At 73.1% G+C, this 19,155-nt stretch carries 13 protein-coding genes; 7 read left to right on the top strand and 6 right to left on the bottom strand.

Annotation, left to right across the window (positions count from 1 at the left end; all coding sequences use genetic code 11):
• Positions 1–14: 14 nt before the first annotated feature.
• On the bottom strand, positions 15–1,538 hold the full coding sequence (locus K353_RS15775) for an NlpC/P60 family protein (RefSeq protein WP_146616474.1): 1,524 nt from the start codon (positions 1,536–1,538) through the stop codon (positions 15–17).
• A 289-nt stretch (positions 1,539–1,827) separates the two neighbouring features.
• Between K353_RS15775 and K353_RS15770 the strand changes: the two genes are divergently transcribed.
• Together K353_RS15770 and K353_RS34365 are read left to right on the top strand one after the other, a co-directional pair.
• A complete protein-coding gene (locus K353_RS15770) occupies positions 1,828–2,994 on the top strand; it encodes an inorganic phosphate transporter (protein WP_305000308.1) in 1,167 nt (388 codons plus the stop codon).
• A 14-nt stretch (positions 2,995–3,008) separates the two neighbouring features.
• Complete coding sequence (locus tag K353_RS34365; RefSeq protein ID WP_199528110.1) at positions 3,009–3,236, top strand: hypothetical protein; 228 nt, start codon at positions 3,009–3,011, stop codon at positions 3,234–3,236.
• A 190-nt stretch (positions 3,237–3,426) separates the two neighbouring features.
• On the opposite strand, the gene K353_RS15760 is transcribed toward K353_RS34365, so the two are convergent.
• A complete protein-coding gene (locus K353_RS15760) occupies positions 3,427–5,007 on the bottom strand; it encodes an MDR family MFS transporter (protein WP_111554220.1) in 1,581 nt (526 codons plus the stop codon).
• 108 nt (positions 5,008–5,115) lie between these two features.
• The gene (locus K353_RS15755; RefSeq protein ID WP_111554219.1) at positions 5,116–5,580 is read right to left on the bottom strand and encodes a MarR family winged helix-turn-helix transcriptional regulator; all 465 of its coding nucleotides are present in this window, start codon (positions 5,578–5,580) and stop codon (positions 5,116–5,118) included.
• Positions 5,581–5,699: 119 nt separating this feature from the next.
• Between K353_RS15755 and K353_RS15750 the strand changes: the two genes are divergently transcribed.
• A complete protein-coding gene (locus tag K353_RS15750; protein ID WP_111554218.1) occupies positions 5,700–6,743 on the top strand; it encodes an ABC transporter permease in 1,044 nt (347 codons plus the stop codon).
• A 52-nt stretch (positions 6,744–6,795) separates the two neighbouring features.
• On the opposite strand, the gene K353_RS15745 is transcribed toward K353_RS15750, so the two are convergent.
• The 3 genes from K353_RS15745 to K353_RS15735 form a co-directional block, all read right to left on the bottom strand.
• Positions 6,796–7,326 (bottom strand): GtrA family protein, encoded by a 531-nt coding sequence (locus K353_RS15745; RefSeq protein ID WP_111554217.1) that lies wholly within the window; start codon positions 7,324–7,326, stop codon positions 6,796–6,798.
• Positions 7,327–7,413: 87 nt separating this feature from the next.
• Positions 7,414–9,807, bottom strand: coding sequence for an endopeptidase La (gene lon, locus K353_RS15740; RefSeq protein WP_111554216.1), 2,394 nt, complete (start codon positions 9,805–9,807; stop codon positions 7,414–7,416).
• Between the two features lie 175 nt (positions 9,808–9,982).
• Positions 9,983–10,705: a rhomboid-like protein gene (locus tag K353_RS15735; protein ID WP_111554215.1), complete on the bottom strand. Its 723-nt coding sequence runs from the start codon at positions 10,703–10,705 to the stop codon at positions 9,983–9,985.
• A gap of 326 nt (positions 10,706–11,031) precedes the next feature.
• Between K353_RS15735 and K353_RS15730 the strand changes: the two genes are divergently transcribed.
• The 4 genes from K353_RS15730 to K353_RS15715 all read left to right on the top strand — a co-directional run bounded on the left by K353_RS15730 (position 11,032) and on the right by K353_RS15715 (position 19,152).
• Positions 11,032–11,757 (top strand): response regulator transcription factor, encoded by a 726-nt coding sequence (locus tag K353_RS15730; protein ID WP_111554214.1) that lies wholly within the window; start codon positions 11,032–11,034, stop codon positions 11,755–11,757.
• 78 nt (positions 11,758–11,835) lie between these two features.
• Positions 11,836–12,984, top strand: a complete 1,149-nt coding sequence (locus K353_RS15725) for a cell wall metabolism sensor histidine kinase WalK (protein WP_111554213.1) — start codon at positions 11,836–11,838, stop codon at positions 12,982–12,984.
• A gap of 301 nt (positions 12,985–13,285) precedes the next feature.
• Positions 13,286–17,029, top strand: a complete 3,744-nt coding sequence (locus K353_RS15720) for a multifunctional oxoglutarate decarboxylase/oxoglutarate dehydrogenase thiamine pyrophosphate-binding subunit/dihydrolipoyllysine-residue succinyltransferase subunit (protein WP_111554212.1) — start codon at positions 13,286–13,288, stop codon at positions 17,027–17,029.
• 245 nt (positions 17,030–17,274) lie between these two features.
• Positions 17,275–19,152 (top strand): serine/threonine-protein kinase, encoded by a 1,878-nt coding sequence (locus K353_RS15715; protein ID WP_111554211.1) that lies wholly within the window; start codon positions 17,275–17,277, stop codon positions 19,150–19,152.
• Positions 19,153–19,155: the final 3 nt, after the last annotated feature.

Here is a 19,155-nt window from a genome sequence, read left to right as displayed (position 1 = left end):
CGCCGCCCCGGGCCTCAGCCCGCCGACCGGCTCCCGGACGGCGACACCGCGTCCGCCCCGCTCGGCGACCCCGACCCGGCGGGCGTCGTGAGGCCGCTGGGCGTGCCCGTCCCGCTCGGCCCGGCCGTCCCGCCCGGGGTGCCCGAGCCGCTCGGCGTGCCGGAACCGCTGGGCGTGCCGGAACCGCTGGGCGTCCCGGAGCCGCTCGGCGTGCCGGAGCCACTGGGCGTCCCGGAGCCACCGGGCGTGGCCGGGTCGGACGGCGTCGCGGGCGCGGTGGGCGTGCCGCCCGGCGCGGTGGGCGCGGTCGTCGGCGCGGGCGGCGTCGGCAGCGTCGAGGGCTTGGCGGGCTGGATCTTCACCGCGCCCAGCGGCACGTCCGGCACCTTCCAGGCGCCGCCCGCGTCGTCCGCCGCGTCGTTCCCGTCCGGGCGCACCGCGCCCAGGATCGGCATCGCGCCGATCTGCGAGACCTTCACCACGTCCCCGGTGTGCGGGGCCTGCACGATCAGCCCGCCGCCGATGTACATCCCGATGTGGGTGGCGCCGGCGAAGTAGACGATCAGGTCGCCGGGGCGGATCTGGTTCAGCGGGACGTGCTTGAGCTGCGCCCACTGCTCCTGGCTGGTGCGCGGGATGGGCAGCCCGGCGTGCAGCCAGGCCTGCGAGGTGAGGCCGGAGCAGTCGAACACGTCCGGCCCGGCGCCGCCCCACACGTAGTCCTTGCCGAGCTGCTGGAGCGCCCAGGCGACCGCCTTGCGGCCCGTCGCCGAGGGCGTCCGCTCGCCCTTGCCGAGCGCCCCGGAGGCCAGGAAGGCCAGCTGCGCCTCGTTGGCCTGCTGCTTCTCCAGCTCGGCCAGTTCGTCGCGCTGGGCGCCGGTGAGCGAGCCGACCAGCTGCTCGACCTCGGCCAGCTTCCCGGCGACGTCGTTCTTCGCCTTCTCCTGCTCGGCGGCCAGCGCCTGCGACTGGGCGACGGCCTGCTCGGCGGCGGTGCGCAGCGCGGTCAGGGTGTCCCGGTCCGCCTTGAGCCGGTCCAGGAACTCCTTCTGCGAGTGCCCGGCGGAGTTCAGCAACTCGGCGATCACCACGGCCTCGTACGGGTTCTCGGCCATCAGCAGCTCGGCGTACCCGGATATCTGGCTGTTGCGGTACTGCGCGGCGGCGAGCTGGGAGGCGAGGTCGCTGCCGGCGTCGACGGCGTCCTGCTGCCGGGCGGCCCGGTTGTCCAGGTCCTCGACGGTGGCCTGCTGCTCGGCGAGCTTGGCGACCGTGCCGTTGTACTGCTCGGTGGCGGTCTCGGCCTGCTGGTACAGGGCGTGCAGTTCGTCGAGCATCGGCCCGAGGGTGCGCTTGGCCTCGGCCAGCGGGTCGGACCCGGCGGAGACCACGGGCGCGCCCGGTCCGGGCACGGCGTACGCCGCCGAGGCGAAGAACGGCAGGGTGAGCGCGGCGGCGGCGAGCACCGCTCCGCAGCGCAGCGCGGCGCGCACCCACGGCCTCAGGCCGGTCGATTCGGTCCGCTGCCCAGCCCCCATCGGCCGGCCCTCCCCAGATTGTCCGTCGGCGACCGGACCGATCCTGCCACGTGGAGGGGTGTTCGGGGCAGGTGCTTTCCGGACCGCCGGGTGAATTCTCATCCGGAGCGGGGTGTGAGAACGGTCTCACCGCGGGGTCGCGGTCTCCACCGGAACCCAACGCCCCGGCAACTCCCGGGCCACCGGGGGAACCAGGACTCCGCGCCCAGTTAACCTCCCGTTCACCGAGGCTCCTTACCTTCGCCGAGGACAGCAACGTCAGTCCGACCACTTCGACGATTGTTTGGGTATGGAACACATCACGTTCCTGGTGGCCGTTGTGATCATCACGGCGCTCGCCTTCGACTTCACCAACGGCTTCCACGACACCGCCAACGCGATGGCCACCTCCATCGCGACCGGCGCGCTCCGGCCCAAGGTCGCCGTCACGATCGCGGCGGTGCTCAACTTCGCCGGCGCCTTCCTCTCGGTGAAGGTCGCCACCACCATCTCGGGCGGCCTCGTCAACGAGAAGGCCGGACTGCAGCCCTCGATCATCTTCGCCGCCCTGGTCGGCGCGATCCTGTGGAACCTGCTGACCTGGCTCAAGGGCCTGCCCTCGTCCTCCTCGCACGCCCTGTACGGCGGCCTGATCGGCGCCACCGTGGTCGGGGTCGGCCTGCACGGGGTGAACTTCTCCACCGTGCTCTCCAAGATCCTGATCCCGGCGGTCGCCTCCCCGCTGGTGGCGGGCCTGGCCTCCTGGGGCGCCACCAAGCTGGCCTACCTGATCACCCGGGGCGCGCCGAAGACGGGCACCGAGAAGGGCTTCCGCCGCGGGCAGGTCCTCTCCTCCTCGCTGATCTCGCTGGCGCACGGCACCAACGACGCGCAGAAGACCATGGGCATCATCACGCTGACCCTGGTCTCGGCCGGCGCCCTGCACAAGGGCGACGGCCCGCCGACCTGGGTGATCGCCAGCGCGGGCACGGCCATCGCGCTGGGCACCTACATGGGCGGCTGGCGGATCATCCGCTCGATGGGCTCCGGCCTGGCCGACATCCGGCCGCCGCAGGGCTTCGCCTCGGAGACCGCCGCCGCGACGGTGATCCTGACCTCCTCGCACATGGGCTACGGCCTGTCCACCACCCAGGTCTGCTCGGGCGGCATCATGGGCGCGGGCCTGGGCGGCCCGGCCGGCCGGCTGCGCTGGGGCATGGTGCGCCGGATGTTCTACACCTGGGGCCTGACCCTGCCGGCCGCCGCCGCGGTCTCCGGCCTGGCCGCGCTGGTGGCCGGCCGCGGCGACTGGGGCGTGGCCCTGGTCGGCCTGGTCCTGGTGCTGGGCGCCGGTTCGATGTGGCTGCTCTCGCGCCGCCAGCCGGTGCACGCCGGCAACGTGCACGGCGCGGACGTCGCCCCCGTCACCGAGGTGCCCGCCCCCGCCCCCACCGCCCCGACCACCCTCGCGGCCTGAGAGGAACCCCCGCCATGACCATCAAGTGGGCCGCACTGGCCGAGACCGCGGGCGTCAGCCTGCTCGTGACCGTCGCCGTGGTCGCCGTGTTCGCGCTCGGCAACCTCGCCCTCTCCCGCCGGGAGGCCGCCGTCGCGGCGGGCACCGGTCGGGGCACGGCGGCGCTGGCCGCCGCGGGCGTCTGCTTCGCGGCCTGCGCGGCCGTGGTGCTGTACGGCATCTCGCTGATCGCCGCCAAGTAGCGCCGCACCCGCGCCCGTACGGACCGCACCCGGCCGTCCGCACCACCGCACCCGCCCGTACGGACCGCACCGGCCCGTACGCACGCACGCACCACCGCACCCGCCCGTGCGCACCGCACGGCGAAGGGCCCCCGCCGCACGGCGGGGGCCCTTCTCGCATGTCGTCTTCCGGGTGTCGCCGGACCGGCGGTCAGTCGGCGACCAGCTCCGCGGCCTTGGCCTCAGCGGGGGCGGCGGGCCGCTCCTCGTGGGAGGTGCGCAGCGGCACCTCGCGGATGAACAGCACCAGCAGGAAGCCGACCACCGCGAACGGCGCGGCGATCAGGAACACCGTGCCGACGCCGTGCCCGTACGCGTCGGTGATCAGCGGGACGATCTGCGCGGGCAGCTTCTTGAGGTCCGGGATGCCGTCGCCGCCCGCCCCGGCGGCCGGGACGCCGGCCTTGGCGAAGTTCTCCGCCGCGTAGCTGGCGACCTTGTTGCCGAGCAGCGCGCCGAGCGCGGAGACGCCCATCGCGCCGCCCATGGTGCGGAAGAAGGTGACCACCGAGCTGGCCGCGCCGAGCTCGTTGCGCGGCACCGTGTTCTGCACCGCGAGCACCAGGTTCTGGCTGGTCAGGCCGAGGCCGATGCCGGCCAGCAGCATGTAGAGGGCGAGCAGCGCGTACGAGGTGTCGGCCCGGGCGGTGCCCATCAGGCCGAGGCCGGTGGCGAGCAGCACGGTGCCGGCGACCAGGAAGCCCTTCCACTTGCCGTACTTGGTGATCAGCCGGCCGGCCACGGTGGAGGAGACCGCGAGGCCGAGGATCATCGGCAGGGTGAGCAGGCCGGCCTGGGTGGGCGACTTCTCCTTGGCGAGCTGGAAGTACTGGCCGAGGAAGGTGGTGGTGCCGTACATCCCGACGCCGACGAAGGCGCTGGCCAGCGCGGCGAGGGCGACGGTGCGGTGGCGGAACAGGTCGAGCGGGATCAGCGGCTCGGCGGCGCGCTTCTCGACGGCGACGAACAGGCCGGCCAGCGCCAGGCCGCCGAACACCATCGCGAAGGTCTGCCAGGAGACCCAGTCGTAGTTCTTGCCGGCCAGCGAGATCCAGATCATCAGCAGGCTGACGGCGGCGGTGATCAGCGTCGCGCCCAGGTAGTCGATCTTCGGCTTGCGGGCCGGGGCCTCGGGCAGCTTGAGGGTGCGCTGCAGCACCAGGACGGCGACCAGGGCGAACGGGACGCCGACGTAGAAGCACCAGCGCCAGCCGAGCCAGGAGGTGTCCACGATGACGCCGCCGATCAGCGGGCCGCCGATGGTGGCGAGCGCGAAGACCGCGCCGAAGTAGCCGCTGTAGCGGCCGCGTTCGCGCGGCGGGACCATCGCGGCCAGGCAGATCTGGCCGAGCGCGATCACGCCGCCGGCGCCGACGCCCTGGAGCACCCGGCAGAAGATCAGCATGCCGATGCTCTGCGACAGGCCGGCCAGCGCCGAGGAGAACACGTAGATCACCATGGCGATCTGGACCAGCAGCTTCTTGCTGACCAGGTCGGAGAGCTTGCCCCAGAGCGGGGTGGCGGCGGTGATCGACAGCAGGGCGGCGGTGACCACCCAGGTGTACGCGGACTCGCCGCCGTGCAGGTCGGTGAGGATCCGCGGGAGCGCGTTGGAGACGACCGTGGAGGAGAGCACGGCCACGAACAGGCCGAGCAGCAGGCCCGAGAGGGCTTCGAGGACTTGGCGGTGGGACATCTGGACCTGCGGCGGTGCTTTGAGGGTCGTCGACATGCGGTTCCTTCGACTAAAAATTCGTTGCCTCAAGCAACTATACGCCGATGGTTGACTAAGGCAACTTTCTTCAAGCCCGAGTAAAGGAACCCTCCCGGCCGGCCGCCCTCAGACCCCCTCGGTCAGCTCGTTGAACCGCTCCAGCAGCCGGGCGAACTGCTCCAGCTCGCCCAGCTCCCACCCGGACAGCGAGGCCCGGAACCGCGCCATCCGCACCTCCCGGGCCGCCGCGAACCGCCGCTCGCCCTCCTCGGTCAGCGAGACCAGCGAGGCCCGCCGGTCCAGCGGGTCGGTCTCCCGGTGGAGCAGGCCCAGCTCCTCGATCGCCCGGATCTGCCGGCTCACGGTGGCCTTGCCCACCCCGAAGTGCAGCCCGACGTCGGTCACCCGGGCCCGCCCGGACTCCCGGATGAACCCGAGCAGCACGTACGCCCCAGCCTCCAGCTCGGGGTGCACCAGGCGGGAGGTCTCCGCGGCCCGCGCCCGACTGCGCCGGAACAGCGTCGCCACCTCGCGCTCGACCGCGAGGAACGCCAGTTCGGCGGGGTTCCGCCGGTCCAGGGGGTCACTCATGGCGCTCAGTATCGCGCAGCTCGCGCCTCCCCCGGCACGCAACTGCTTCATGATATGAAGTATCCGTTTTGACTTTTTTGCCGCTTTCCAACCGCTATACAGAGGGAGACGCCCCCGCCATGGCCCACACGGCAGAGCAGCCCAAGGGATTCCTCGGCGACCTCCGGGACGCGGTCACCCCCCGCGCGTTCTTCCTGGTGGTCGCCGTCCTGCTGCTCCAGCTCGGCTTCATCACCTCGTACGTGGGCGCGCTGCACCACCCGACGCCGCACGAGCTGTCCATCGCGGTGGTCGCCCCGCCCGAGGTCGCGCCCAAGCTGGTCGGCGCGCTGGAGTCCGTGCCGGACAGCGCGGTGCGCGCCTCCGCGCTGCCGGACGGCGACACCGCGCGGCAGCGGATCAAGGACCAGAAGGTCTACGCGGCCTGGGTGTTCGACCCGACCGGCACCGAGGACGCGCTGCTGGTCGCCGACGCCCGCGGCCCGGCCGCCGCCACCGCCGCGGAGGGCGTGGTCACCAAGCTGGCCGCCGCCCAGGGCCGGACCGTCGTGGTCGACGACACCATCCCGCTGGCCAAGGGCGACGCCGAGGGCCTGTCCGCCTTCTACCTGGTGGTCGGCTGGTGCGTGGGCGGCTACCTGGTCGCCTCGATCCTCGGGATCAGCGCCGGCTCCCGACCGGCCAACACCGGCCGGGCAGTGCTGCGGCTGGGCACGCTGGCGCTGTACTCGGTCGCGGCGGGCCTCGGCGGCGCGCTGATCATCGGCCCGATCCTGCACGCGCTGCCCGGCTCGATCGCCGCGCTCACCGGGCTGGGCACCCTGGTGGTGTTCTCGGTCGGCGCCGTCACGATGGCCCTGGAGTGCCTGTTCGACGTGGTCGGCATCGGCCTGGCGGTGCTGCTCTTCGTGGTGCTGGGCAACCCCAGCGCGGGCGGCGTCTTCCCGCCGCCGCTGCTGCCCGCGTTCTGGCGGGCGATCGGCGAGTGGATCCCGAACGGGGCCGGCACCTCCGCGGCCCGCTCGATCGCCTACCTGGACTCCACCCACCTCGCCGTGCCGTTCCTGGTGCTGGCGGCCTGGGCGGTGGGCGGCGTCGCGGTGACCTTCCTCGCGGTGGCCCGGCCGCCCCGGTTCGGCCGCCCCATCCCGGCCGAGGGGTGAGCCCGACCGAGGGGTGAGCCCGGCCGGGGGGTGAGCCCGGCCGGGTCGGGGGTCAGACCCGTTCGGGCTCCCGCCCCGGCCGCTGCCCGTCGTCCGGGGCCCGTTCGGCCAGCTCGGTGAAGACGAAGCGGTTCATCGCCCAGAACCGGAACGCCATCGCCAGCAGGGTGCCGACGATCATCCCGCTGAAGAAGTCGGCGACCTCCTGCGCGACGTGGCTCACGTCCGGCGTCCGGAGGTCGAACACGTACCGGGACGCCACCAGCGGGAGGTCGTTCACCCCCACCGCCAGCGCGCTCACCACGAAGAACCCGGCCGCCTCCCGCTTGCGCCCGACCGCGCGGAACGACCACTGCCGGTTCAGCACGTACGAGATCACCGTGGTGACCACGGTCGCGACGGTCAGCGCCAGCACCGGCTTGTTCTCCAGCACGGTGGTCTTCAGGCCGAAGTTGATCAGCATGGTGAGGAGGAAGCACGTCCCTCCGACCACCAGGAACTTCACCAGCGTGCGGTGCTTGACCAGGAACGGCCGGTAGCGCTCCGGGACGGCGGCCAGCACGCGCTGCGTAGGGGACGGCATGCGGGCAGTCTCCCATCGGCGCCGCCCGGAGACCACCAGGGGCCCGCGGAAGCGTCCGCGGGCCCCCGGTGGTGCCGGACCCGGGCGTCAGGCCGCCGCCACCAGCACCTCGGCCGGCTCCAGGGCGAGCCGCAGCACCTCGCGGACGTCGGACACCGGGTGCACCGTCAGGCGCTCCAGCACCTCGGCGGGGACGTCGTCCAGGTCCGCCTCGTTGCGCTTCGGGATGATCACCGTGGTGATCCCGGAGCGGTCCGCGGCCAGCAGCTTCTGCTTGACGCCGCCGATCGGCAGCACCCGGCCGGTCAGCGACACCTCGCCGGTCATCGCCACGTCGGTGCGCACCTTGCGGCCGGACAGCAGCGAGGCCAGCGCCGTGGTCATGGTGACGCCCGCGCTCGGGCCGTCCTTCGGCACCGCGCCGGCCGGCACGTGCAGGTGGATGCCCCGCTCGCGCAGCCCGGTCACCGGCAGCTCCAGCTCGGCGCCGCGCGAGCGCAGGTAGGAGAGCGCGATGTGCGCGGACTCCTTCATCACGTCGCCCAGCTGGCCGGTCAGGGTCAGCCCGGTCGAGCCGGTCTCGGCGTCCGCCAGCGAGGCCTCGATGTAGAGGACGTCGCCGCCGGCCCCGGTGACCGCCAGCCCGGTGGCCACGCCCGGCACCGCGGTGCGCCGCTCGGCCGGCTCCTGGGCCGACTCCGGCACGTGGTGCGGCCGGCCCAGCAGGGCCCGCAGGTCGTCCGGGCCGACCGCGGCGGGCAGTTCGCGCTCGCCCAGCTCGACCTGCGCGGCGACCTTGCGCAGGACCCGCGCGATCGCCCGCTCCAGGTTCCGGACGCCCGCCTCCCGGGTGTACTCGGCGGCCAGCCGGCGCAGCGCCCGCTCGTCCACCGTCAGCTCGGCCTCGCCCAGGCCCGCCTTGGCCAGCTGGCGCGGCAGCAGGTGGTCGCGGGCGATGGCGACCTTCTCGTCCTCGGTGTAGCCGTCGAGGCGGACCAGGTCCATCCGGTCCAGCAGCGGCTCGGGGATGGCCTCCAGCACGTTCGCGGTGGCCAGGAACACCACGTCGGAGAGGTCGAGCTCGACCTCCAGGTAGTGGTCCCGGAAGGTGTGGTTCTGCGCCGGGTCCAGCACCTCCAGCAGGGCCGCCGCCGGGTCGCCCCGGTAGTCCGAGCCGACCTTGTCGATCTCGTCCAGCAGCACCACCGGGTTCATCGTCCCGGCCTCCTTGACCGCCCGGACGATCCGGCCGGGGATCGAGCCCACGTACGTCCGGCGGTGGCCGCGGATCTCCGCCTCGTCGCGCACGCCGCCGAGCGCGACCCGGACGAAGGACCGGCCCATCGCCTTCGCCACCGACTCGCCCAGCGAGGTCTTGCCCACGCCGGGCGGCCCGACCAGCGCCAGCACCGCACCTCCCCGACGTCCGCCGATCTGCCCGAGCCCCTGGTTGGCCCGCCGCTTGCGGACGGCCAGGTACTCGACGATCCGGTCCTTCACGTCCGCCAGGCCGGTGTGGTCCGCGTCCAGCACGGCGCGGGCCCCGGCGATGTCGTACGCGTCCTCGGAGCGCTCGTTCCACGGCAGTTCGAGCACGGTGTCCAGCCAGGTGCGGATCCAGGAGCCCTCGGGCGACTGGTCGCTGGACCGCTCCAGCTTGTCGACCTCCTTGAGCGCGGCCTCCCGGACCTTCCCGGGCAGCGCGGCGGCCTCGACCCGGGCCCGGTAGTCGTCCTCCTCGGAGTCCGTGTCGCCGTTCAGCTCGGCCAGTTCCTTGCGGACCGCCTCCAGCTGGCGCCGCAGCAGGAACTCCTTCTGCTGCTTGGCCACGCCCTCCTCGACGTCCTTGCGGATGGTGTCGTTGACCTCCTCCTCCGCGAGGTGCTCGCGCAGCAGGCTCAGCGCGTACTCCAGCCGGGCCGGGCGGTCCGCCTCCAGCAGCACCTTGAGCTTCTGCTCGGCGGTCGCGAACGGCGCGTAGCCGATGTGGTCGGCCAGCTCGCCGACGTCCTCGATCGCGGCCACCCGGTCGACGATCTGCCAGGCGCCGCGGCGGCGCAGCCACTGCGTCGACAGCGCCTTGTACTCCTTGACCAGCTCGGCCGCCCGCCCCGCCACCGGCAGCCCCCGGTCCGACTCCTTGAACGGCGTGGTCTCCACCCAGAGCGCGGCCCCGGGCCCGGTCGTCCCGGCGCCGATCCGCACCCGGCGCACGGCCCGCACCAGCGCCGCCGGGTCGCCGTCCGCCAGCCGCCCGACCTGCTCGACCGTCGCCAGCGCGCCCACCGCCGCGTACGACCCGTCCAGCCGCGGCACCAGCAGCACCTGCGGCTTGCCCCCGCCGCTCCCGGCCCGCGCCGCCTCCACGGCGGCCCGCACCTCGGGATTCGAGAGCTCCAGCGGAACCACCATGCCGGGAAGCACTACCTCGTCGTCGAGCGGCAGCACGGGCAGGGTGAGTGGAGCGGACGTCGATGCCATGATCTCTCCCCAGTCAGCGAAGTTGAGCTGACCTGACTAAGGTTCGGCGCACCGCGATTGTTCCCCACCCGCTGTTCACCGTCAGTGAACGCAGCGCGAGAGCCCCGCACCCCGGTCGGGGCGCGGGGAACGGCGGAGGGGGGAGCAGCGGGGGTTCGGCGCGGAGGGCGGGCGGTCAGCCCTCGGCGGGGGCGGTCTCCGGCCGGGGCCGGACCTGCCAGGCCGGTGCCCGCCGTTCCCGCCGCGCCCGCCACGGCGGCCGGGGCCCGCGGCCGCGCAGCAGCGGCCAGAGCGAGACGCCCACCGCCAGGGCCGCCGGGTGGCCGACCGAGGTGACCAGGTCGGGGTCGGTCACCAGCTGGTGGCCGACCAGCGCGACGCCCGCGCCCAGCGCGGTCCGCCGCCCCACCGGGCCGAGCAGCCCGGCGAGCGCGCCCAGCGAGGCGAGGACGCCGTACGAGACGCCGATGTCCATCGCGTCGAGCAGCTCCTTCTCGGCCCGGCCGGTCGCCACCGCGGCGACCACGACGGCCTGCGAGAGCAGCGTCGCGGCGACGTGGCCGGCGCCGAAGACGCCGAGGGCACGAAGGCCGCCGACGCGTCGTTCCAGGGGTGCGACGGTGAGGGCGAAGGCCCAGAAGTACGGCATCCAGACCGGTCCGGCGACCCACAGGCCGCTGCCGACCAGGGAGAGGGCGGGGTGGACGAGCAGGTTGTGCGCGTCGGTGGAGGAGAGCGACTGGAGCCGGTGCACGGTCTCCGGGTCGCCCAGGCGCCCGTACAGGGTGGTGCCGAGCAGCAGCGCGAGGTAACCGAGTGCGAACGGGTTGGCCCGCGGGGTGGGCACGGCCCGCAGCCCGGGGCGGATCAGTCGTCGACGCAGTTCCGCGCTGGTCATGGTGCCTCCAGAACGCCTTGTCCGGCCCACGATACGGGTGCCGGGTGAGAGCCGTCTGAGGAACTTCTGTGAAGACCTCCGCCCCGACACCTGCCGCTCGCACACGTACCGTTACGGCTCGCAAGTGCTCCGGGTAAGGTATCGGCCCGTGCCCGTCCGAGCGGGGACCTGCCAAACCGGCCGCGACCGCGGACGGGGCACTCCCGCGCGGAACGGCACGGCGGAAGCAAGACGACGACGGAACAAGACGACTACGAGCGGAGCCCGCCGTCCCCCCGGACGGCCGGACCGCGAGCCCTGGGGGCGGTGGCGTGACCGTGACAGAGATGCAGCAAGAGACGATCAGCAGTGGGCCGGTGGGCACCCAGCGACGGGTGCTCGTCGTGGAGGACGAGCCCACCATCGCCGAGTCGATCGCGGCCCGGCTGGGAGCAGAGGGCTTCAAGGTGGCGGTGGCCCACGACGGGCCGGGCGCGGTGGACGGGTTCCACACCTGGCAGCCGGACCTGGTGGTGCTCGACATCATGCTGCCGGGCTTCGACGGCCTGGAGGTGTGCCGCCGGATCCAGGCGCAGCGCCCGGTGCCGGTGCTGATGCTGACCGCGCGGGACGACGAGACGGACCTGCTGGTGGGCCTGGGCGTCGGCGCGGACGACTACATGACCAAGCCGTTCTCGATGCGCGAGCTGGCGGCCCGGGTGAACGTGCTGCTGCGCCGGGTGGAGCGCGCCCAGCAGGCGGCCCGCACCCCCGCGCTGGGGTCGCTGCGGTTCGGCGAGCTGGAGATCGACCACGTGCAGCGCCGGGTCCGGCTGGCCTCGGGCGACGTGCACCTGACGCCGACCGAGTTCGACCTGCTGGCCTGCCTGGCGGCGCAGCCGCGCGCGGTGCTGACCCGCGAGCAGCTGCTGGCCGAGGTGTGGGACTGGACCGACGCGTCCGGCACCCGCACGGTGGACAGCCACGTGAAGGCGCTGCGCCGGAAGATCGGCGCGAGCTGGATCCGCACGGTGCACGGCGTGGGGTACGCGCTGGAGGCCCCGCTGTCCTGACCGGGCCCCGCCGGTCCCGGGCCCGCGGGCCCGCGCGGCTGCCCCCGCCCCGCCCCGAGCACGAGTCGCAGGGACACCATGACCTTTCCGCAGCAACGCAACGGGGAAGCCGAACCGGCTTCCCCCCGGCCCCGGCCCTCGCTCGCGGCGCGCGCCGCGCACCGGGTGTGGGCCGACATCCGCCCGTTCGACCCGGTCCGGTCGATCAAGGGCAAGCTGGCCATGCTGGTGGTCGTCTCGGTGGTGCTGGCCACCGGGATGGTGGTGGTGGCGATCCGCTCGGAGACCCAGATCCGGCTGATCATGATCTTCTCGCTGATCGCCTCGCTGCTGTTCATGCAGCTCCTGGCGAACGGCCTGACGGCGCCGCTGCGCGACATGACGGCGGCGGCGCGGTCGATGGCGGAGGGCGACTACAGCGCCCGGGTCGAGGTGTCCTCGCGGGACGAGATCGGCGAACTGGCCGACACCTTCAACCGGATGGCCGGCGACCTGGAGGCCGCCGACCGGCACCGGCGCGAGCTGATCGCCAACGTCTCGCACGAGCTGCGCACGCCGATCGCGGCGCTGCGCGGCCTGCTGGAGAACGTGGTGGACGGCGTGGTGAAGCCGGACCCGAAGAACCTGGGCACCGCGCTGGAGCAGACCGAGCGGCTGGGCCGGCTGGTCACCCACCTGCTGGACCTGTCGAAGCTGGACGACGGCGTGGTCCCGCTGGACTCCCGCCCGTTCCGGGTCGGCCCGTTCCTGGACGGGGTGCTGCGCGGGGTGACGGTGGACGGCGCGACGGCGGGCGGCGCGTACGCCCGGCGCGAGGACGTCCGGCTGGCGCTGGACGTGCAGCCGGCCGACCTGGCGGCGGTGGCGGACGCGGAGCGGCTGCACCAGGTGGTGGCCAACCTGGTGGACAACGCCTGCAAGCACTCGCCGACCGGCGGCACCGTGACGGTGCGGGCCCGGGCGGCGGAGGGCGGCGGGCTGCTGCTGGAGGTCGAGGACCAGGGTCCGGGCATCCCGGCGGCGGACCGCGAGCGGGTCTTCGAGCGGTTCGGCCGCAGCGGTTCGCCGACCGCGCTGGGGCCGGGCAGCGACGGCGGGACGGGGCTGGGGCTGGCGATCGCGCGCTGGGCGGTGGACCTGCACGGCGGCCGGATCCGGGTGGCGGAGGCGGCCGCGGGCTGCCGGATCGAGGTCACCCTCCCGGGTGAGACGCCGGTGCCGGTCTGAGACTGTGGCGCAATCGGTACAAACCGACGCCGGGCTGCTCGGCGCCGGTCCCCGGCCCGAGCCGCAAAATGGTCCAGACCACTGGTTCGTCCGATTTTCCGCCGGTATGACCACGACCGATCAAGGGCCGAGTTCCCTGATTTCCGGCATCTCTAACGCTCGGATTCAGCCAAAAACCAGCTCGGCGATGTGATCTGGGCGACGCCTGACCACCGGGGACTGCGCGATCACTGGTCGGAGGCGTAGCCTTAATCCCCGCTGTCCACCATCCCAAAAGGAAGCGGAAGAGGGCGGTTGCCCCGTGTCGCCACACCAAGAAACCCCCAGCTCGGCAAGCTCCACTGGCTTCGGCCCCAATGAGTGGCTCGTCGACGAGATCTACCAGCAGTACCTCCAGGACCCGGCCTCGGTCGACCGCGCCTGGTGGGACTTTTTCGCCGACTACAAGCCCGGTACCGAGGTGACTCCAGTGACCCAGGCCGCAACTCCGGTCGGCGCCCAGCCGACCCCCGTTGCCGCTCCCGTTGCCGCAGCTCCGGCCGCGCCCGCCGCCCCCGCGCCCGTCGCGCCGGCGCCCGCGCAGCCGGTGGCCGCTCCCGCGCCGCTCCCGGCCGCCCCCGCCGCGCCGCCCGCGCCGAAGGCGGCCCCGGCCGCCGCCGCGCCCGCGAAGGCCGCCGCGGAGGGTCCCGAGCTGGTCCAGCTGCGCGGCCCGGCCAAGGCCGTGGCGTCCAACATGGACGCCTCGCTGGAGGTTCCGACCGCCACCTCGGTGCGCGCCGTGCCGGCGAAGCTGCTGATCGACAACCGCATCGTCATCAACAACCACCTGCAGCGGGCCCGCGGCGGCAAGGTGTCCTTCACCCACCTGATCGGCTACGCGCTGGTCCAGGCCGTGAAGGCCAACCCGGGCATGAACCACACCTACAAGGTGGAGGACGGCAAGTCCTACCTGGTGAAGCCCGAGCACGTGAACCTGGGCCTCGCCATCGACCTGGTCAAGCCGAACGGCGACCGGCAGCTGGTCGTCGCGGCCATCAAGAAGGCCGAGACGCTCGACTTCTTCGGCTTCTGGCAGGCCTACGAGGACATCGTCCGCCGGGCCCGCGCCAACAAGCTGACCATGGACGACTTCACCGGCGTCACGATCTCGCTGACCAACCCCGGCGGCATCGGCACCGTGCACTCCGTGCCGCGCCTGATGCAGAACCAGGGCACCATCGTCGGCGTCGGCGCCATGGAGTACCCGGCCGAGTTCCAGGGCTCCTCCCAGGAGACGCTGGCCCGCCTGGGCATCTCCAAGACCATGACCCTGACCTCGACCTACGACCACCGGGTCATCCAGGGCGCGGCCTCGGGCGAGTTCCTGCGCTCGATCCACCAGCTGCTGCTGGGCGCGAACAACTTCTACGACGAGGTGTTCGAGTCCCTGCGGATCCCGTACGAGCCGGTGCGCTGGGCCACCGACGTGGCCACCACCCACGACGACGAGGTCAACAAGACCGCCCGGGTCATCGAGCTGATCCACTCCTACCGGGTCCGCGGCCACCTGATGGCCGACACCGACCCGCTGGAGTACATGCAGCGCAAGCACCCCGACCTGGACGTCGTCTCGCACGGCCTCACCCTGTGGGACCTGGAGCGCGAGTTCGCGGTCGGCGGCTTCGGCGGCCAGAAGATGATGAAGCTCCGCGACATCCTCGGCCTGCTGCGCAACACCTACTGCCGCACCGTCGGCATCGAGTACATGCACATCCAGGACCCGGCGCAGCGCACCTGGCTGCAGGAGCGCCTGGAGAAGCCGTACACCAAGCCGGAGCGCGAGGAGCAGCTGCGCATCCTGCGCCGGCTGAACTCGGCCGAGGCGTTCGAGACCTTCCTGCAGACCAAGTACGTCGGGCAGAAGCGCTTCTCGCTGGAGGGCGGCGAGTCGCTCATCCCGCTGCTGGACGCCACCATCGACGCCGCCGCCGAGCACCGCCTCGACGAGGCCGTCATCGGCATGGCCCACCGCGGCCGGCTGAACGTGCTGGCGAACATCGTCGGCAAGCCGTTCGGCAAGATCTTCGGCGAGTTCGAGGGCAACCTCGACCCGAAGTCGATGCACGGCTCCGGCGACGTGAAGTACCACCTGGGCTCCGAGGGCACCTTCACCGGCCTGGACGGCGAGACCATCAAGGTGTCGCTGGCCGCCAACCCCTCGCACCTGGAGACCGTCGACCCGGTCGTCGAGGGCATCGCCCGCGCCAAGCAGGACATCCTGGACTTCGGCGGCACCACCTTCCCGGTGCTGCCGATCCAGATCCACGGCGACGCGGCCTTCGCGGGCCAGGGCGTGGTCGCGGAGACCCTGAACATGTCGCAGCTGCGCGGCTACCGCACCGGCGGCACCGTGCACGTCGTGGTCAACAACCAGGTCGGCTTCACCGCCGCCCCGGCCTCCTCGCGCTCCTCGATGTACTGCACCGACGTGGCCCGGATGATCGAGGCGCCGATCTTCCACGTGAACGGCGACGACCCGGAGGCCGTGGTCCGCGTCGCGCGGCTGGCCTTCGAGTTCCGCCAGCAGTTCCACAAGGACGTCGTGATCGACCTCATCTGCTACCGCCGCCGCGGTCACAACGAGGCCGACAACCCGTCGTTCACCCAGCCGCTGATGTACGACCTGATCGACAAGAAGCGCTCGGTGCGCAAGCTCTACACCGAGGCGCTGATCGGTCGCGGCGACATCACCATGGAAGAGGCCGAGCAGGCGCTCCAGGACTTCCAGGGCCAGCTGGAGAAGGTGTTCGCCGAGGTCCGCGAGGCCGTCGCCGCCCCGGCCCAGGCCGAGGCCGGCCGCCCGGTCGCGGACTTCCCGGTCTCCATCCAGACCGGCATCTCCGCCGAGATGGTCAAGCGGATCGCCGCCTCGCAGGTCAACCTGCCGGACTGGCTGACCGTGCACCCGCGCCTGCTGCCGCAGCTGCAGCGCCGCGCCGCCTCGGTTGAGGACAACACCATCGACTGGGCCACCGGCGAGGCGCTCGCCATCGGCTCGCTGCTGATGGAGGGCCACCCGGTCCGGCTGGCCGGCCAGGACTCCCGCCGCGGCACCTTCGGCCAGCGCCACGCGGTGCTGATCGACCGGAACACCGGCGAGGACTACACCCCGCTGATGTACCTGACCGAGGACCAGGCCCGCTTCACCGTCTACGACTCGCTGCTCAGCGAGTACGCGGCGATGGGCTTCGAGTACGGCTACTCGCTGACCCGCCCGAACGCGCTGGTCATGTGGGAGGCGCAGTTCGGCGACTTCGTCAACGGCGCGCAGACCATGGTCGACGAGTACATCGCGTCGGCCGAGCAGAAGTGGGGCCAGCACTCCGGCGTCACCCTGCTGCTGCCGCACGGCATGGAGGGCCAGGGCCCGGACCACTCGTCCGCCCGCCCGGAGCGCTTCCTGCAGCTGTGCGCGCAGGACAACATGACGGTCGCCATGCCGACCCTGCCGTCGAACTACTTCCACCTGCTGCGCTGGCAGGCGCACAACCCGCACCACAAGCCGCTCATCGTCTTCACCCCGAAGTCGATGCTGCGCCTGAAGGCCGCGGCGTCCGCCACCTCCGAGTTCCTGAGCGGCTCGTTCCGCCCGGTGATCGGGGACAGCACGGTCGACCCGGCGCAGGTCCGCAAGGTGGTCATCACCTCCGGCAAGTTCTACTACGACCTGGAGGCGGCCCGGACCGCGCGCGGCACCACCGACACCGCGATCGTCCGGGTCGAGCGCCTGTACCCGCTGCCGGTGGCCGAGCTCCAGGAGGAGCTGAGCCGCTACGGCGAGGACGTCCAGTTCGTCTGGGCGCAGGAGGAGCCGGCCAACCAGGGCGCCTGGCCGTTCATCGCGATGAACCTGGTCGACCACCTCCAGGTCGTGGTCGGCCGCTCCGGCGGCAACGCCCGGCTGCGCCGGGTCGCCCGCACGGCCTCCTCGGCCCCCGCGGTCGGCTCCGCCAAGCGGCACGCCACTGAGCAGCAGGCGCTGATCGAAGAGGTGTTCTCGCTCTGACGCGCTGACGCGCGGCACGGCACGGATCGCCCCCGTCCCCGGTTCTCCGGGGACGGGGGCGATCCGTTTCCGCTTCCGTTTCCGCTTCCATTTCCGGTTCCGGTTCCGTTTCCGGACCGTGACGCACTGCGGGAGCCGGTGGGCTGCACGGGTTCTGACGGGTCGATAGGTTGTGGTTCGCCGTTCCCGGCGCCGCGCGCCGGACGGCCGTCTTTCGACACGCCCATCCGAGGGGGACCCGCCTCATGGCAGCCGACACTCCGCAGCACGCCGCTCCGCTCCCACCGGTCTTCCAGCCGCTGCTGCCGGACGACCCCCGCGAGGTCGGCGGCTACCGGCTGTTCGCCCGGCTCGGCGCCGGCGGCATGGGCCGGGTCTACCTGTCGTACACGCCGGGCGGCCGTCCGGTGGCGCTCAAGGTGGTGCGGTCGGAGTTCGCCGAGGACGGGGAGTTCCGCCGCCGCTTCGCGCAGGAGGTGAGCAGCGCCCAGCGCATCCACGGGCTGTACACGGCGCAGGTGATCGACTCCGGCGGTCTGGAGTCGGGCGCGCCCTGGCTGGTCACCTCGTACGTGCCGGGGCCGTCGCTCCAGCAGGTGGTGCGCGAGCACGGGGCGCTGCCGGTGCGGACGGTGCTGCTGCTGGTGGGCGGCATCGCGGAGGCGCTGCAGGCGATCCACAGCGTGCGGGTGGTGCACCGGGACCTCAAGCCGGCCAACGTGCTGGTGGCCTCGGACGGGCCGCGGGTGATCGACTTCGGCATCGCCCGGGCCGCCGACGCGACGGCGCTGACCGGCACCGGCTACCGGATCGGCTCGCCGGCGTTCATGTCGCCGGAGCAGGCCCAGGGCCGGCCGGTCACCGCGGCCACCGACGTGTTCGCGCTGGGTGCGCTGGCGGCGTACGTGGCGGGCGGCGCGCCGCCGTTCGGCGACGGCCCGGACACCGCGGTGCTGTACCGGGTGGTGCACGAGGAGCCGGAGCTGAACGGCGTGCCCGCGCCGCTGCGCGAGCTGATCGGGCGCTGCCTGGCGAAGGACCCGGCGGACCGGCCGACGCCCGCCGAGATCATCCTGGCGGCCCGCGAGCACCCGGCGGTGGGCGGGCAGCTGCGGTTCGGCGAGGACTGGCTGCCGGGGCAGGTGAACACCGAGATCACCCGGCGCTCCGACCTGCCGCGGACCCCGCCGACCCCGCTGCCGGCCGCGCCGCCGACCCTGCCGGCCACTCCCCCGCAGCCGCTGGCCCCGCCGGCGCGGCAGCAGCACGCCCCGCTCACGCCGCCGGTAGGGCAGCAGCACGCCTCGGTGGCGCCGCCGGCGGGCGTGTTCGGGCCGCCCGCCCCGGTCTCCGAGGCGGTCACCGGCCCGGTGGCCCCGGCCGACCCGACGGTGCGGTCGGCCGAGCGGCACACCCCGCCGCCCGGCCCGGCCGTCCCGCTCGCCGCCGGGCCGGCCCCGGCCGGGCCGGCGGAGCGCCGGTCCGGGGTGTCCTGGAAGACCCTGCTGATCGTCGCGCTGGTGACCCTGCTGGCAGGGACGGCGGGCGGGCTGGTGCTGATGAAGCAACTGGGCGGCGACACCGGGGGCACCCCGGTCGCCACCGAGACCGTCACGGTGGGCCCGAGCCCCGCCGGCGGCGGCGCCGGGGGCGACAGCGCGGGCCAGGACCAGGCGTCGGCGCCGCCGTCCGCCTCCGGCAGCCCGAAGTCCCCGCCCTCCGGATCGGCCCGCCCGAGCGGGGCGCCCGCCGGGTTCACCGCGGTCTACACCGACCGCGAGCTGTCCGCGCCCAGCAGCGACTACGGCTTCGACCTGGTCAACGGCAAGGTGGTGCCGACCTCGGTCAGCGACGGCCTGGTGCGGCCGGGCTACGACAAGCTGTCCGTGCCGGACGACTTCGACCGCTACCTCAGCAAGGCGGACTCGCTCACCCCGCAGGAGTGCTCGGACGCCATCGACAAGAACCCCAGCGCCGCGTTCCCGTACGGGGACCTGCCGCCGGGCCGGATGATCTGCGTGCGCAACCGGCAGAGCTGGAGCGTGGCGATCATGAAGGTCACCAACGTCACCAACGACGGCGCGGTCTCGCTCTCGCTCAGCTACTACCGGTACAACGGCTGACCG

The organism is Kitasatospora sp. SolWspMP-SS2h (genome assembly GCF_003259315.1).
Classification (GTDB): Bacteria; Actinomycetota; Actinomycetes; order Streptomycetales; family Streptomycetaceae; genus Kitasatospora; species Kitasatospora fiedleri.
The sequence above is the reverse complement of the archived record's forward strand: the minus strand, read 5'-3'. Positions and strand labels throughout refer to the sequence as shown.

Bases quoted from the DNA above. Each gene is read 5' to 3' on its own strand.
- K353_RS34365 (WP_199528110.1), top strand. From the start codon at position 3,009: ATGACCATCAAGTGGGCCGCACTGGCCGAGACCGCGGGCGTCAGCCTG.
- K353_RS15735 (WP_111554215.1), bottom strand. From the start codon at position 10,705: ATGACCAGCGCGGAACTGCGTCGACGACTGATCCGCCCCGGGCTGCGG.
- K353_RS15730 (WP_111554214.1), top strand. From the start codon at position 11,032: ATGCAGCAAGAGACGATCAGCAGTGGGCCGGTGGGCACCCAGCGACGG.
- K353_RS15755 (WP_111554219.1), bottom strand. From the start codon at position 5,580: ATGAGTGACCCCCTGGACCGGCGGAACCCCGCCGAACTGGCGTTCCTC.
- lon (WP_111554216.1), bottom strand. From the start codon at position 9,807: ATGGCATCGACGTCCGCTCCACTCACCCTGCCCGTGCTGCCGCTCGAC.
- K353_RS15725 (WP_111554213.1), top strand. From the start codon at position 11,836: ATGACCTTTCCGCAGCAACGCAACGGGGAAGCCGAACCGGCTTCCCCC.
- K353_RS15745 (WP_111554217.1), bottom strand. From the start codon at position 7,326: ATGCCGTCCCCTACGCAGCGCGTGCTGGCCGCCGTCCCGGAGCGCTAC.
- K353_RS15750 (WP_111554218.1), top strand. From the start codon at position 5,700: ATGGCCCACACGGCAGAGCAGCCCAAGGGATTCCTCGGCGACCTCCGG.
- K353_RS15775 (WP_146616474.1), bottom strand. From the start codon at position 1,538: ATGGGGGCTGGGCAGCGGACCGAATCGACCGGCCTGAGGCCGTGGGTG.
- K353_RS15715 (WP_111554211.1), top strand. From the start codon at position 17,275: ATGGCAGCCGACACTCCGCAGCACGCCGCTCCGCTCCCACCGGTCTTC.
- K353_RS15770 (WP_305000308.1), top strand. From the start codon at position 1,828: ATGGAACACATCACGTTCCTGGTGGCCGTTGTGATCATCACGGCGCTC.
- K353_RS15760 (WP_111554220.1), bottom strand. From the start codon at position 5,007: ATGTCGACGACCCTCAAAGCACCGCCGCAGGTCCAGATGTCCCACCGC.